Origin of the sequence: Pseudomonas sp. AK181 (assembly GCF_051122975.1) — a bacterium.
Lineage (GTDB): Bacteria > Pseudomonadota > Gammaproteobacteria > Pseudomonadales > Pseudomonadaceae > Aquipseudomonas > Aquipseudomonas lactis.
This window is the reverse complement of record NZ_CP146348.1, coordinates 1,652,651-1,666,362: the sequence shown is the minus strand read 5'-3', so window position 1 is coordinate 1,666,362 and position 13,712 is coordinate 1,652,651. Positions and strand designations below refer to the sequence as shown.

Annotated in this window: 14 protein-coding genes; 5 read left to right on the top strand and 9 right to left on the bottom strand. The window is 61.7% G+C overall.

All coding sequences use genetic code 11. The features are described from left to right. Position 1: 1 nt before the first annotated feature. A complete protein-coding gene (locus V8689_RS07815) occupies positions 2-451 on the bottom strand; it encodes a YcgN family cysteine cluster protein (protein WP_003172524.1) in 450 nt (149 codons plus the stop codon). 153 nt (positions 452-604) lie between these two features. Here V8689_RS07815 and V8689_RS07810 point away from each other — a divergent pair, with 153 nt between their 5' ends. Beyond that, positions 605-1,198, top strand: coding sequence for a nitroreductase family protein (locus tag V8689_RS07810; protein WP_003189601.1), 594 nt, complete (start codon positions 605-607; stop codon positions 1,196-1,198). 137 nt (positions 1,199-1,335) lie between these two features. Here V8689_RS07810 and V8689_RS07805 read toward each other — a convergent pair whose 3' ends face one another. From V8689_RS07805 to V8689_RS07785, 5 genes are all read right to left on the bottom strand, one after another. After that, positions 1,336-2,268, bottom strand: coding sequence for a D-2-hydroxyacid dehydrogenase (locus tag V8689_RS07805; RefSeq protein ID WP_056791744.1), 933 nt, complete (start codon positions 2,266-2,268; stop codon positions 1,336-1,338). 107 nt (positions 2,269-2,375) lie between these two features. Beyond that, the gene (locus V8689_RS07800; protein ID WP_014717482.1) at positions 2,376-2,669 is read right to left on the bottom strand and encodes a YcgL domain-containing protein; all 294 of its coding nucleotides are present in this window, start codon (positions 2,667-2,669) and stop codon (positions 2,376-2,378) included. Next, complete coding sequence (rnd, locus tag V8689_RS07795; RefSeq protein ID WP_056791743.1) at positions 2,666-3,799, bottom strand: ribonuclease D; 1,134 nt, start codon at positions 3,797-3,799, stop codon at positions 2,666-2,668. The genes V8689_RS07800 and rnd overlap by 4 nt, the downstream gene beginning before the upstream one ends. A 122-nt stretch (positions 3,800-3,921) precedes the next feature. Beyond that, positions 3,922-4,521 carry a class I SAM-dependent methyltransferase gene (locus V8689_RS07790; protein ID WP_056791741.1) on the bottom strand — a complete coding sequence of 200 codons (600 nt, stop codon included), beginning with the start codon at positions 4,519-4,521 and terminating at the stop codon, positions 3,922-3,924. Positions 4,522-4,622: 101 nt separating this feature from the next. Further along, entirely contained in the window at positions 4,623-5,993 is a 1,371-nt protein-coding gene (locus V8689_RS07785) for a glutamine synthetase family protein (RefSeq protein WP_056791740.1), read from the bottom strand. A 448-nt stretch (positions 5,994-6,441) separates the two neighbouring features. On the opposite strand from V8689_RS07785, the gene V8689_RS07780 reads away from it, so the two are divergent. After that, complete coding sequence (locus tag V8689_RS07780) at positions 6,442-7,215, top strand: transporter substrate-binding domain-containing protein (RefSeq protein WP_056791738.1); 774 nt, start codon at positions 6,442-6,444, stop codon at positions 7,213-7,215. Between the two features lie 501 nt (positions 7,216-7,716). Here V8689_RS07780 and cynR read toward each other — a convergent pair. Next, the gene (gene cynR / locus V8689_RS07775) at positions 7,717-8,568 is read right to left on the bottom strand and encodes a transcriptional regulator CynR (RefSeq protein WP_434520698.1); all 852 of its coding nucleotides are present in this window, start codon (positions 8,566-8,568) and stop codon (positions 7,717-7,719) included. Between the two features lie 112 nt (positions 8,569-8,680). Between cynR and V8689_RS07770 the strand changes: the two genes are divergently transcribed. The 3 genes from V8689_RS07770 to V8689_RS07760 are packed head-to-tail and all read left to right on the top strand — an operon-like array spanning position 8,681 to position 10,716. Then, complete coding sequence (locus V8689_RS07770; protein ID WP_003189587.1) at positions 8,681-9,322, top strand: carbonic anhydrase; 642 nt, start codon at positions 8,681-8,683, stop codon at positions 9,320-9,322. 28 nt (positions 9,323-9,350) lie between these two features. After that, a complete protein-coding gene (cynS, locus tag V8689_RS07765; RefSeq protein WP_014717475.1) occupies positions 9,351-9,821 on the top strand; it encodes a cyanase in 471 nt (156 codons plus the stop codon). 55 nt (positions 9,822-9,876) lie between these two features. After that, a complete protein-coding gene (locus V8689_RS07760) occupies positions 9,877-10,716 on the top strand; it encodes a cache domain-containing protein (RefSeq protein ID WP_056791735.1) in 840 nt (279 codons plus the stop codon). 56 nt (positions 10,717-10,772) lie between these two features. Here V8689_RS07760 and V8689_RS07755 read toward each other — a convergent pair whose 3' ends face one another. After that, a complete protein-coding gene (locus V8689_RS07755; protein WP_056791733.1) occupies positions 10,773-12,290 on the bottom strand; it encodes an MDR family MFS transporter in 1,518 nt (505 codons plus the stop codon). 66 nt (positions 12,291-12,356) lie between these two features. Then, positions 12,357-13,550 carry a 4-hydroxybenzoate 3-monooxygenase gene (gene pobA / locus V8689_RS07750; protein WP_056791730.1) on the bottom strand — a complete coding sequence of 398 codons (1,194 nt, stop codon included), beginning with the start codon at positions 13,548-13,550 and terminating at the stop codon, positions 12,357-12,359. Positions 13,551-13,712 lie beyond the last annotated feature (162 nt).

Sequence of the window (13,712 nt, the reverse complement as noted above, 5' to 3'; positions counted from 1 at the left end):
TTCAGCCTGCGCGGAAAATCAGGTAATCCTCCCAGTCATCCTCGGGCACGCTGCCTTCGCTGAGCATGCGCCCGGACTGGGAAATGCGTTCGTGGTGCACCGCGTCACGGTCGCCGCAGACCAGGTGATGCCACAGCGGCAAGTCCTTGCGCTCGCTGACCAGGCGGTAACCGCAGGTCGGCGGCAACCACTTGAACTGATCGGCCTGGCCCGGCGTAAGCTGGATGCAGTCGGGCACCGAGGCGCGGCGGTTGGGGTAATCGGTGCACTGGCAGGTTTTCAGGTCGAGCAGTTTGCAGGCGATACGCGTGTAATAGACGCTGTTGTCGTCTTCATCCTCAAGCTTTTGCAGGCAGCACAGGCCACAGCCGTCGCACAATGACTCCCACTCCTCCTGATCGAGGTGCTCAAGGGTTTTGCGTATCCAGAAAGGTTCGACTTTGGCGGCCATGGCTCTGCATCAGTATCGGAAGGTGAAAAGGCCGCCAGTCTAGTGCCCAAGCCCGTTGGGGCCAAGCGCTTACGACTGACGGTGTTGCAAGACTTGTCAGGCCTGGTTGGGCGCAGTAGTTTTGAATCCCGGTTTTTTCATCAGGATCTGTCCATGAGCAATAACCCCCGCGTTGCCGATTATCCGATCCACACCCAATTCACCGAGCGCTGGTCGCCCCGCGCCTTTACCGGCGAGAGCATCCCGCAGGAGACGCTGCTGAGTTTCTTCGAAGCCGCACGCTGGGCGCCTTCGGCCTACAACTCGCAGCCGTGGCGGTTTCTGTATGCGCGCCGTGACACGCCGGATTGGGAGCGTTTCCTGGGCCTGCTCAATGAATTCAACCGCAATTGGGCGCAGCATGCGTCGGCCTTGGTGATCATCGCGTCGAAAACCGACTTCATCGCCCCCGGTGCCACCGAAGAAACCCCGGCGCTGTGGCACACCTTCGACACCGGCTCGGCCTGGGGCCACCTGGCGCTACAAGCCAGCCTCAGCGGCTGGCACACCCACGGCATGGCCGGTTTCGACCAGGAACTGACCCGCAAAGAGCTGAAGATTCCCCAGGGCTATGCGCTGCATGCGGCCGTGGCGGTGGGCAAGTTGGGGGACAAGTCGAGCTTGCCGGAGTACCTGCAAGGGCGCGAAATGCCGAGCCCGCGCAAGCCGTTGAGTGAGCTGGTGTCCGAGGGGGACTTTAGCCTCTAAGCATCGCCCTCGAACCCTCTGTAGGAGCGAGCTTGCTCGCGAAGAACGTCAACGATGACGCGCACTTTCTGAATAAGCGCGGCGCCTGTGAGTTTTTCGCGAGCAAGCTCGCTCCTACAGGAGGGCATGGGGCAAGCTTAGTAACCGCGCTCGAAATCCACTTCCCCGCGCAATGCTTGCTTGGCCTGGTACGCCCGCAGGTTCTGCACAAACAACTCCACCATCATCGGCGGCGAGGTCGGGGCCGAGCTGTGCCCGGTCAACAGCAAACCCCACGCCGTCCAGAACGGGTGGCGTTGCGGCAAGGGCTCCTGGCGGCACACGTCGATCACCGCGCCGGCCAGGTGCCCTTCTTTGAGCGCATCGACCAGGTCGGCGTCCACCACCGCCACGCCGCGCCCGACGTTGATAAACAACCCGGTGGGCTTGAATTGCTTGAACAGCGCCGCGTCGTACAAATCATGGGTATCAGGCGTGTTGGGCAGCAGGTTGATCACGTAATCCACCTCCCCCACCAGCCGGCCCAATTGGTCCAGCCCGGCCACTTCGATAAACGGCGCCTGCTCGCGGGCCTGGCTGGCGATGCCATACAGTTGCACGCCAAACGGCAGCAGAAACTCGGCCACGCTCTGGCCAATGTCACCGGTGCCGACGATCAGCGCCTTGCGCCCCGCCAGGCTCTGGCCCATGCGGTTATCCCACTTGCGCTCCACCTGGCTGACCAACCGCGCCAGTACTTCGCGCTCGTGGCCCAGCATGTAGGTGAGGATAAACTCGGCCATGACCTGGCCAAAAATACCTACCGCGCGGGTCAGCCGATAGTCGCGTGGCAAGCCGTCGGCCAGCAGTGGCGTGATGCCCGCCCAGGTCGATTGCAGCCATTGCGGATGATGGCCCTGGCGCAGCAGGGTCGCCAGCAGGTCGGGCTGGCCCAGCCACACCGGACAGTCGGCGGCCAGGCGCGACAGTTCGGCCGAGTCGCCGCTGGTCAGCACTTCGAGGTCTGGGGCGGCGTCCCTGAGCAATTGGGCGTAGAGCGGATGATCCTGTTCAGCAATCAGAACACGCATGGTTCAAACCTTTGAAAAAACAGTGCAGACGGCCGCCCGCATCCTTACGGCCACCGTCCTCTAATACGATTCCATTGAAACTGTGCCCTGAGGCGGGCACTGGTCGATCACATCGGGTCGTTGCGGCGCAGCAGCTCTTCGGGCAAGTGCTCGATGTACTCGTCCTCGGCCGGTGGCATTTGCAGGTGGTAGCCCTGCTTGTCGAGGTTTTCCAGCACCACGGTGATGTCTTCGCGCGACAGCTTGCGCTCTGGCGTCAGCACCATGTCAAAGGCGTGATGCGCCTTGCCGAAGGCTTCCATCAACGGCTCGGGTACGCGCTCCAGAGCATCGCTTTTGAGCACATAGAGGTACATGCCGTCTTTTTTCTTGCTGCGGTAGATGGAGCAAATACGTTTCAAGGCTGTTCTCCGGCATTGGCCAGGTTGTCGAGCAGCGCCTGGCCCATCAACTCGCGGCGCCAGCCACGCAGCGAGTCTGGCAATTGGTAAGGCCCATCGGGGTAGCCACTTTTAACCAGGGCTTCGAGGGTTTTCTTGCGCAGCATCAGTTCCGGTGCCATGTCCAGGCGCTCGGCGAAGGTTTGGCCCAGGGCCCGCAGTTGCTTGATGAGCGCGGCGGCGTCCACGGGTAACGGCTCTGCCACGGCAGGCGGCCATTGGTCCATGGGCACGCTGGCGGTGCGTTTGATCAGGTCCAGCAGGAACTGGCCGTCCTGGCGCACGGTGCGCGGGTGCATGTCTTCGATCTTGCCCAGGGCGGCGAGGTTATCCGGCTGGGATTTGGCCAAGGGCCACAACGAGTGTTCGCGAATGATGCGGTTGCGCGGCAAGTCGCGGGCACGGGCCTGCTGCTCGCGCCAGGCACACAGTTCACGCAGCACCGCCAGTTGGGCACGGGACAATTTCCACGCCAGCTTGGCGTCGCGGTACAGCTCGTAGGGGTCGATCTCGCGGCGCAGGTTGGCCACCAGTTCGGCGCCGTCTTCCAGTACCCAGGCGTATTTGTCGTCCGACAGTTGCGGGCGCAGGCGGGTGTAAACCTCGGCCAGGTGCACCGCGTCTTCGGCGGCGTAGCTGATCTGCGTCTCCGACAATGGCCGCTGCAGCCAGTCGGAGCGGGTTTCGCCCTTGGGCAGCTCGATATCCAACACCGCTTGCACCAGGCGCGAGTAGCCCATGGAGAAACCGAGGTTGAGGTACGCCGCCGCCAATTGGGTGTCGAACAACGGCACCGGCAAGCTGCCGGTCAGGCGCAACAGCACTTCCAGGTCTTCGCTGCAGGCGTGCACCACCTTGATCACCGCTGGGTTTTCCAGCAAGGCGGCCAAAGGTTGCCAATTGTCGATGGTCAGGGGGTCGATCAGGTAAGCGCGCACGCCATCACCGATCTGGATCAGCCCGGCAATAGGATAAAAGGTGTCGACCCGCATGAATTCGGTGTCGAGGGCGACGAATGGCAACTGCTGCCATTCGGCGCAATGCTGGCCGAGGCTATCGTTGTCGCAGATCCAGTGAATATCGATGGCCACACGGCTCTCCCTTGAAGAATGGCGCGCAGTATATATCGCGAAAGGGGCTTGCGAGCATCCGCAGTGCACACGCCATCATGAAAACTCCGACAGAAGATGAAGAATAGTCCGACAAAGGGGCGTTAACCTCTCTTACGCAAAACGTAGACGCACCATCGCCGCGAGCCCGGCAGGAACTCTTGATAGTTGAGGACTTTGAAGCCAGCTTGGCGAAACTCGCTCTCTACGGGCGTGCCCACGTTCACGGCAACAATCACGGTGTCGCGGCTGACACGGTGAAACTCGTGCAACAACATGAGTCGTGCATCGCTGTCGGGCACATGGCGAAACAAATCCAGGCAGAAAATGCAGTCCACCGCATTCGCCGAAAGGCCAATGGAAAACGCCGAGCCCTGGAATGTTTTGACACGCTTGAGCAACGCGCCCGGGTGATGGGTGCGCGCGTGATCAAGCATCGCCTGGGAGTTGTCCGAGGCCAGGATCACGCGGTTGACGTGTTCGGCCAGCACCGGCCAGAAGCGCCCGGAACCGCACGCCAGGTCGAGGATAAGCCCTGGCTCGCCCGCCACCTTCAGGGCCTGGCGCACCAGCCGCGCATCGCGCCACGCCGACAGGCGCTGCAACAGCCTGGGCGGACGCGGGTCGCCACAGCCCCTGGCATGCTCACGGTCATAGCGCTCGGTGAATTCGGTCTCGATGGAGGATGGAGGTTGTGGCGACATCGCGGGCTCATGTGAATGAAACGGTAGTAAACGACCTTGATTCGCAGCTTAACCGCCGCAACGTGAAAAAAAGGTCGAAAGCCCCTACCCGCTAAAATCGATCATGCCTGGTGCAAATACCAGCGCCAATCCTGCTCCCCCACCTCGCCCATGAACTGGCGGTACTCGGCACGTTTGACCGCCAGGTAAACGCCGAGGAACTCACGCCCGAACGCGTCCGGCGCCCAGCGGGACCTTTCCAGCGCGCGCAAGGTGGTCAGCCAGTCGGTGGGCAACAGTTCCTTGGCCTGGGCGTAGCCGTTGCCCTCCACCGGGGCGCCAGGGTCGAGCTGTTCGCGGATGCCTCGATGAATGCCGGCCAGAATCGCGGCGGCCGCCAGGTAGGGGTTGGCGTCGGCGCCGCAGATACGGTGTTCGATATGCCGGGATTGGGCCGGGCCACCGGGCACGCGCAGGCTGACGGTGCGGTTGTCCACGCCCCAGGTGGCGGCGAGCGGCGCATAGCTGTTGGTTTGGAAGCGCCGATAAGAGTTGGCGTTGGGGCAGAACATCAACAGTGAATCGAGCAAGGTACTGAGCATGCCGCCCACGGCCTGGCGCAGCAGCGGCGTGCCGTCGGCCGCTTCACTGGCAAACAGGTTATTGCCCTGGGCATCGGCCAGGCTGACGTGCATGTGCATGCCGGTGCCGGCCAGGTCGTCGAACGGCTTGGCCATGAAACAGGCGGTCATTCCATGCTTGTGCGCCACGCCCTTGACCAGGCGTTTGTAGCGCACGGCTTCGTCCATCGCCTGCAGCGCGTCGGTGCGGTGTTCGAGGGTGATTTCCACTTGGCCCGGCGCGTACTCGGAGATGGCCGTGCGCGCCGGAATGCCTTGCAGTTTGCAGGCGCTGTAGAGGTCGGCAAGAAACGGCTCGATCTGCTCCAGTTCGCGCAGGCCGTAAACCTGGGTCGAGCGCGGGCGATTGCCATCCACATCCCGCGCCGGTTGCGGGCGGCCGTTGCTGTCGGGCTTCTGGTCGAGCAGGTAGAACTCCAGCTCCGCCGCCATTACCGGGTAATAACCGTCGGCCTTGAGCGCCTCGATAACGTTGGCCAGCAGGTGCCTGGGGTCGGCCACGGTGGCGGGCAGGCCTTCGGTGGGATGCATGCTGACTTGCACCGCTGCGGTAGGGATCAAGCGCCACGGCATGCGCTGCAAGCTGCCGCTGATCGGGTAGGCGCGGCAGTCGATATCCCCCACCTCCCACACCAGCCCGGAGTTTTCTACGTCATCGCCATTGATAGTCAGGCCGAGGATGGTGCTGGGCAATGGCCGGCCACTTTCGCACACCGCCAGCAGTTCGTCGCGGTGCAACAATTTGCCGCGCGGTACGCCGTTGTTATCGAGGATAAACAGCTCGAACATTTCGATGTCGGGGTTCTGTTCAAGGAACGCCTGGGCTTCGTGCAGGCTGGCAAAAACACTCATGGGAATTCTCATACGTTTGCGTCAGGCAAGCGCGCAGGCGCCGCCGGGCAGATGCGCACAGGTGCGCGTCATCCATGGGGGTAGATCAACGTAGGAGAGAGGTATCTGGCGGGCGCGCGTGCCGGCAATGGAACAAGGCCCAGAACGCAAGCGCAGACGGCAATGTCGCGGTGTGAGTGTCGGGGCAAGCGTGCATGCGCAAGTCACAGTGATAGAGATACCGGAGCGTCACACGCCGGGATACGCGGGTCAATTCAGGCTTGACGGAGTTTGGTTGCAGTTTGGCTAAACATTCTTTCTGTAGGAACGAGCTTGCTCGCGAAGATCGTCAACGATAACGCGCAGTGCCTGATTCACAGCGGCGCACTCAGGTTTTTCGCGAGCAAGCTCGCTCCTACAAAAAACGGGCATTATGGCGGCTTCGACCGTGCCCTAAGGATTCGACTCCATGAAAGCGCCTCTGGCCCTCTGTGTACTGGCAAGCCTGGCCAATGTCGCCCAGGCCGACACCGCCGCGTCACGCCTTGACGAAGTGATTGCACGCGGCACCCTCACCGTGTGCACCACCGGCGACTACAAGCCTTACACCTCACTGCGCAGCGACGGCGCCTACGAAGGCATCGACATTGCCATGGCCGAGTCCCTGGCCAAGAGCCTCAACGCCAAAATCAACTGGGTGCCCACCACCTGGAAAACCCTGATGCCGGACTTCCTGGCCCAACGCTGCGACATCGCCGTGGGCGGTATTTCCGTGTCGTTGGAACGTCAGAAAAAAGCCTTCTTCAGCCAGTCGCTCGGAGTCGATGGCAAGATCCCACTGGTACGCTGCGCCGACGTGCAGCGCTACCAGACGGTGGAACAGATCAACCAGCCCCAGGTGCGGGTAATCGAACCGGCGGGCGGCACCAACGAAGTGTTTGCCCGTGCACACCTGGGCCAGACGCAAATTCGCCTGCATGACAACGTAACGATTTTTGATGAACTGCTGACGGGCAAAGCCGACGTGATGATCACCGACGCCAGCGAGGCGCGTTATCAGCAGAAGCTCAAGCCGGGGTTGTGTGCAGTCAACCCCGAGCAACCGATGCAGTACAGTGAAAAAGCCTTTTTGCTGCCGCGCGATGATGTGGCCTGGAAGAGTTATGTGGATCAGTGGTTGCATTTGAATGTGGCGACAGGGGCGTATGCGGGAATTGTGGGGCAGTGGTTGGCTGCGCCATGAATGTAGCCGGCGCGATCTAAATGTGGGAGCTGGCTTGCCTGCGATTTGGCCATAAATACCTACACAAAAAGCTGCTGCAGCCCAAGCTAACCACGATGCGAAGCGAGCCGCTCTTGATCTGCTCTTGATCTTGATCTCAAGCGCCCCGTTAAACCACGCTGGCCGGAATTCGACAGTGATTTGGGGGGTAAACCGGCAGGGATGCCGGTTTAGCCGCCCCGCGCCATGGATGGCGCGTGGCGGCGGCCCCCCAAATCACTGGCGGATTACGGGCACACCGAGCCTAGGCGAGGTGCCGAGTGGTGGGGCAAGAGCGCTTTGCTTACTTTCGCGCTTTTCGAAAGTGAGCCGCCGTCAGGGCGGAACCCTAAGTGGCCGTTACCGCAGGAATGGATATGTACACAATCCAGCTGTGTTGACTGTTAGGCCGTCTTCGCGAGCAAGCCCGCTCCCACAGTTTGATCGCGGGGTGTCAGGTAGATAAGCGCAGGCTGCGCGGTCCTAAGCCTTGATCAACGCCACAAACGCCGCACACGCAGCGCTGCGATACGCCCCCTTGCGGCTCAACAAGGCCGCAGTACGCTGCGGCAACACAGGCTCGATCACCACCGCATGCAATCCCGCCTGGGCCTCAGCCAGTGCCCGGGGCAGGATAGTTGCCAGAGGCGTGCTACGTACAATCTCGATAATCGCACTGATGGAATTGGCCTCCATGGCAATCTGCGGTTTAACCCCTTGCCGGTGGCAGTAATCGTCGATATAGCGGCGGGTGGCAAAGCCTGTGTTCAGCAGCACCAGAGGCTGTTCGAGCCAGGCCGGTTGTGTGCGTTCGCGATGACTGGCACTGACGACCAGGCTCAGCTCTTCGACAAACAGCGCCTCACAGTCGATCTCCAGCCCATGCTCGCCAGTAAACCCGATACCGATATCCAACAGGTCCTCCCCCAGTGCGACTTCGATACGGTCTTGGGTCAGTTCCTCGACGCTCAGGGTGATGCCGGGGTACAGCTCATTGAACCGTGCCAGCAGCGGGCCGATCAGGTAGGCGGTAAAGGTCGGCGTCATCGCCAGACGCAAATGCCCCCGGCGCAGGTCCTGCACGTCATGTATGGCGCGGGTGCCGGCCTGTAGATCCTGCAAGGCCAGCCGCGCATAACGCACATAGGCCTGCCCCGCGTCGGTCAGGCTGACACTGCGCCCGGTGCGGTCCAGCAGTGGCGCGCCCAGGCTTTCTTCCAGTTGCTTGATCTGTTGCGACAAAGTCGGCTGCGACACATGCAGCGCCTCGGCAGCCCGCGTGAAGTTGCGGTGCTCGGCAACGGCCAGCAAGTAACGGATATGACGCAACAGCATGGGCAGCACTCCAACTATAGGCATGACTTATAGACAGCATCATAAACCGGTCTTGGACGCTATAGCCGAAAACTTCCATCCTTGCCCCATCAGCGACGCAAGGAGAACCACCATGCAACATCTCATCGACGGCTTTCGCAAATTCCAACGTGAAGCCTTTACCCCTCGCAGTGACTTGTTCAAACACCTGGCGACCACGCAAAACCCCGGCACCTTGTTCGTGTCCTGCTCTGACAGCCGCGTAGTCCCTGAGCTGTTGACCCAGCAGGAACCCGGTGATCTGTTCGTCATCCGCAATGCCGGCAACATCGTGCCGTCCTACGGCCCGGAGCCGGGAGGCGTATCGGCCACGGTCGAGTATGCCGTGGCGGTGCTGGGCGTCAGCGACATTGTGATTTGCGGGCACTCGGACTGCGGCGCGATGACTGCGATTTCCACCTGCAAATGCCTGGACCACCTGCCCGCCGTGGCCAACTGGTTGCGCCATGCCGAGTCGGCCAAGGTGATCAATGCCGCCCGTACGCATGCCTCGGACGCTGCCCGCCTGGATGCCTTGGTGCGCGAAAACGTGGTCGCCCAACTGGCTAATCTCAAGACTCACCCCTCGGTCGCCCTGGCGCTGGAACAAGGCCGGATGAACCTGCATGGCTGGGTGTACGACATCGAAACCGGCGGCATTGACGCTTTGGACGGGCACACCGGGCGCTTCGTCTCCCTGCTCGACCACCCCAGCACCCGCGCCCACGCCGCCTGAACCTTATTCAACCCAAGAGGACCTCACCATGTTGCAATCCCAATTCGCCCAAACCCCACGCCTGGCCCTGGCCGACACCGTTATCGACCTCAAGGCACGCAAAAACCTGTCGTGGCAGGACCTCACCGACGGCACCGGGCTGAGCCTGGCATTCGTCACCGCCGCCCTGCTCGGCCAGCACCCCCTGCCCAAGGAGGCGGCCGACATCGTGTGCGGCAAACTCGGCCTCGACGAGGACGCCAGCCGCCTGTTGCAAAGCGTGCCCCTGCGCGGCAGCTTCCCGAGCGGAGTGCCGACCGATCCAACCATGTACCGTTTCTATGAAATGCTGCAGGTCTACGGTTCCACCCTCAAGGCCTTGGTGCATGAGCAGTTCGGCGACGGCATCATCAGCGCCATCAACTTCAAGCTGGACATCAAGAAAGTCGAAGACCCGGACGGCGGCTCCCGTGCGGTCATCACCCTGGACGGCAAATACCTGCCGACCAAACCCTTCTGATTTGCCGCCAACCGTCTACGCTCTTGGCACACCAACAAGAACGAGGGACGGGTAAATGAAGAGACTGCTCCGATACACCTGGCTGCTGCTGTTGTGTTGCAGCCAGGTGCATGCCGCCACGGCACAGGAAGCGGATGCCCAAGCCGCCAAGGCCCTGCTGGAAAAGGCCTTGGCGTACTACCACAAGCAAGGTGACAAGGCGTTCGCCGCCTTCAGCCGTCAGGGCGAGTTCATCGACCAGGACCGCTATGTGTTTGTGGTCGATACAAAAGGCGTGCTGCTGGCCAGTGGCGGGCCCTCCTCCGCGCTGATCGGTCGCGACGTGTCCGAGGTGCTCGGGCCCGACCTGCAAGCCTCGTTCAAACAAGCCCTTAGCGTGCCCGAAGGCCAGGGTATCCAGCAGGCTGACTATCGCTGGCAGAACTGGAATGACGGCAAGGTCGAACACAAGCATGTGTTTTATCAGCGGGTGGGCGAACGCATCCTGGCGGTCGGTTATTACTTGCCGCGCGCCACGCCGGAACAGGCACGGGCGCTGCGCAACAAGGCGGTGGACGCATTGGTCAAGGACGAAACCGGCACGCTCAAGGCGATCAACTCTTTGCAGGGCGGCTTCCTGCAAGATGATCTCTACGTATTCGTGGTGGACCTGAACACACGGCGCTACGTCGCCCACGGCACCAACCTGCGCCTGATCAACACCGATTTCACCAAGATCAAGGACCCGGATGGCAAACCGGTGGGTGAGCCAATCCTCAAGATGATGGCCGAGCAGGACCAGGGCGAATACAAATACCGCTGGAAAAACCCGGTGACGGGCAAGGTCGAGAACAAGCATGCGTATGTGCGCAAGAGCGGGCATTTCATGGTTGCGGTGGGGTATTACAGCCCCTGATCCTGATCGTTCCCACGCTCTGCGTGGGAACGCCGCCTGGGACGCTCCGCGTCCGCTTATCTAACTTTGTCTTCACGGCCGCGCAGCACTCGGTTTGGCATCGCTATCGCAGCCGCCAACCCCAGCAGCGACACCGCCGCACTCACCGTCAACAAATGCCGGAACGTCACCGCCAGCTCGCCGCGCAACGCATCCTGCGCCGGGCCGGGTGCGGCGTTGAGGCCGTCGAGCAGTACGTTGCCGGAACTGCCTTCGGCCATCAGTGCGCCGTTTGCCAGATGGGCGAAGCTGGAATCGTGCAACAGCGCCAGCAGCAACGCCGACATGCAGGCCACTCCCACTGCCCCGCCCAGGGAGCGGAACAGGTTGGTGGTGCTGGTAGCGACACCGATGTCCCGCTGCTCCACCGAGTTCTGCGTACCCACCAACGAGGTCGGGAACTGCATGCCGGCGGCGATTCCGCACAACAACATGAATACGCTGGTGAGCGCCACCGCCTGGGGCGCGCTGTAGGCCATGCCGAGAATCGCCAGTGGGCTCAACAACGCGCCGCTGAGGATCATCGGTTTATAGCGGCCAGTCACCGAGGTCATGCGCCCGGCGAAATACGCGCCCATCGGCAAGCCCATCGCCAACGGCAGCAAGTGCAGGGCCGCGCTGTCGGCACCGGCGCCGGTCACGGTCTGGTAACGGAGCGGCATCAGCACCGTCAGGGAAATCGCCTGGAAGCTGGTGACGAAAATCGTGCACCAGCACAACACCGCGCTGCGGTTGGTAAACAAGTGCATGGGCAACAACGGTTCCCGCGCGCGGCGTTCGTGCCACACAAACGCAGTCAGCGCCAGCAGTGCGCAGGCCAACAACCCCAGCACGTGATCGTCATGCCATGAATGGCCCTGGCCGATTTCGGTGATGCCCAGCAACAAGGCGGTCAAGCCGATGATCATCAGCACCGTGCCGAGGTAATCGATGATGGGCTTGCGCTGCGGCACCGGCAGCCCCACCAGGGTGCGATGGGCCACGTACCAGGCGCCGGCACCCAGTGGCAGGTTGATCAAAAACACCCAGCGCCACGACAGGTACTCGGTCATATAGCCGCCCAGCACCGGCCCGGCCACGCTGGCCACCGCGTACATGCTGCTGAAATAACCCTGATAACGCCCCCGTTCGCGAGGGGGGATGATGTCGCCAATGATCGCCTGGCTCACCGAGATCATCCCGCCGGCACCGATGCCCTGCAGCACCCGCGCCAGCACCAGTTGCTCCATGCTTTGGGCCAGGCCACAGAACAGCGACGCCAGGGTGAACACGCCCATGCCGATCAGCATCATGGGCCGACGCCCATACAGGTCACCCAGCTTGCCGTAGATCGGCACCGCCACGGTCATCGCCACCATGTAGCCGGAGATCACCCAGGCCAGCAGGTTGACGTCATGGAACTGCGCAGAAATGGCCGGCATGGACACGGCGACGATGGTCTGGTCCAGGGCACCCAGGAAAATCGCCATCATCAGCGCGACCAGGATACTGCGCACGGCGGGAACGGTTGGAGCGGGCTGATTGAGGTGTGTCACGGCAGAACCTTCGAGCAGGGCCCACAGGCAACGGTCACCGGTGGGAATGCTCGATACGATAGCAGGCTATTCGATAGGCTCGTAAGGAAGGCCGACGTAATTTTCTGCGATGGTTTTGCGCCCGGCCTGGGAGTGAATGAAATAGTCCAGCTCGCTTTCAGCAATGCGCTGGCTGAAGGCGTCCGCCTGTGGGAATTGATGCAGCATCGAGGTCATCCACCAGGAAAACCGCTCGGCTTTCCACACCCGGCGCAGGCAGATGGCCGAGTATTTTTCCAGCAAGTCCAGGCGCCCTTCGCGGTACACCTTGAGCAAGATGCGGAACAAGGTGCTCACATCACTGGCCGCCAGGTTCAAGCCCTTGGCGCCGGTGGGCGGCACAATGTGCGCGGCATCGCCGAGCAGGAACAGGCGCCCGTACTGCATCGGTTCCACCACAAAGCTGCGCAGCGGCGCGATGCTTTTTTCGATCGAGGGGCCGGTCACCAATTGTTCGGCCAATGAGCCGGGCAGGCGGCTTTTGAGTTCATCCCAGAAACGTTCATCCGCCCAGTCTTCCAGCTTCTCTTCGACCGGCACTTGCAGGTAGTAACGGCTGCGGGTCGGCGACCGCATGCTGCACAGCGCAAAACCCCGCGCATGTTTGGCGTACACCAGCTCGGCATGTACCGGCGGCGTATCAGCCAGCACACCCAGCCAGCCGAAGGGGTAGATCCGCTCGAACACCTTCAGCGCTTGCGCCGGTATCGACTGGCGGGCCACGCCATGGAAACCGTCGCAGCCGGCAATGTAGTCGCACTCCAGGCGATAGGCTTGGCCTTCATGCTCGAAGGTCAGCCACGGCTGTTCACTTTTCAGGTCATGGGGTTGAACATCGGAGGCTTCGTACAGGGTGTTGGCACCGGCGGCTGCGCGGGCGGCCATCAGGTCGCGGGTGACCTCGGTCTGGCCGTAGATCATCACCGACTGGCCGCCGGTCAAGGCCTTGAGGTCGATGGAGGTAAGTTGGCCATTGAGGGCAATGTCAAACCCGTCGTGCACCAAACCTTCGGCGTCCATGCGTTGGCTGACGCCGGCTTCGCGCAGCAGGTCGACCATGCCCTGTTCCAACACACCGGCGCGGATACGGCCTTGCACGTAATCGGCGCTCTGGCGCTCTAGAACAAGGGTTTGGATGCCAGCGTTGTGCAACAGTTGGCCGAGCAGCAATCCGGAAGGACCGGCGCCAATAATGGCGACTTGAGTTTTAAGGGTTTTCATTATTTTTATGGCCTTCAAGCTTCACGCGAACGTATGGAGTGAAAGAGTTGTCATTGCTCTTATGGCTGACATTTTTCACTTGAGCGAGCCGCATAAGAAGGTGAAAACTGCGTCAAAACCTGTGCTTTTCGCCAATCGGGGCGATTACCGAACCATTATCCT

Excerpts from the sequence above, each read along its gene's own strand:
- V8689_RS07815 (WP_003172524.1), bottom strand. The coding sequence starts at position 451 with ATGGCCGCCAAAGTCGAACCTTTCTGGATACGCAAAACCCTTGAGCAC.
- V8689_RS07810 (WP_003189601.1), top strand. The coding sequence starts at position 605 with ATGAGCAATAACCCCCGCGTTGCCGATTATCCGATCCACACCCAATTC.
- V8689_RS07805 (WP_056791744.1), bottom strand. The coding sequence starts at position 2,268 with ATGCGTGTTCTGATTGCTGAACAGGATCATCCGCTCTACGCCCAATTG.
- V8689_RS07790 (WP_056791741.1), bottom strand. The coding sequence starts at position 4,521 with ATGTCGCCACAACCTCCATCCTCCATCGAGACCGAATTCACCGAGCGC.
- V8689_RS07785 (WP_056791740.1), bottom strand. The coding sequence starts at position 5,993 with ATGAGTGTTTTTGCCAGCCTGCACGAAGCCCAGGCGTTCCTTGAACAG.
- V8689_RS07780 (WP_056791738.1), top strand. The coding sequence starts at position 6,442 with ATGAAAGCGCCTCTGGCCCTCTGTGTACTGGCAAGCCTGGCCAATGTC.
- cynR (WP_434520698.1), bottom strand. The coding sequence starts at position 8,568 with ATGCTGTTGCGTCATATCCGTTACTTGCTGGCCGTTGCCGAGCACCGC.
- V8689_RS07770 (WP_003189587.1), top strand. The coding sequence starts at position 8,681 with ATGCAACATCTCATCGACGGCTTTCGCAAATTCCAACGTGAAGCCTTT.
- cynS (WP_014717475.1), top strand. The coding sequence starts at position 9,351 with ATGTTGCAATCCCAATTCGCCCAAACCCCACGCCTGGCCCTGGCCGAC.
- V8689_RS07760 (WP_056791735.1), top strand. The coding sequence starts at position 9,877 with ATGAAGAGACTGCTCCGATACACCTGGCTGCTGCTGTTGTGTTGCAGC.
- pobA (WP_056791730.1), bottom strand. The coding sequence starts at position 13,550 with ATGAAAACCCTTAAAACTCAAGTCGCCATTATTGGCGCCGGTCCTTCC.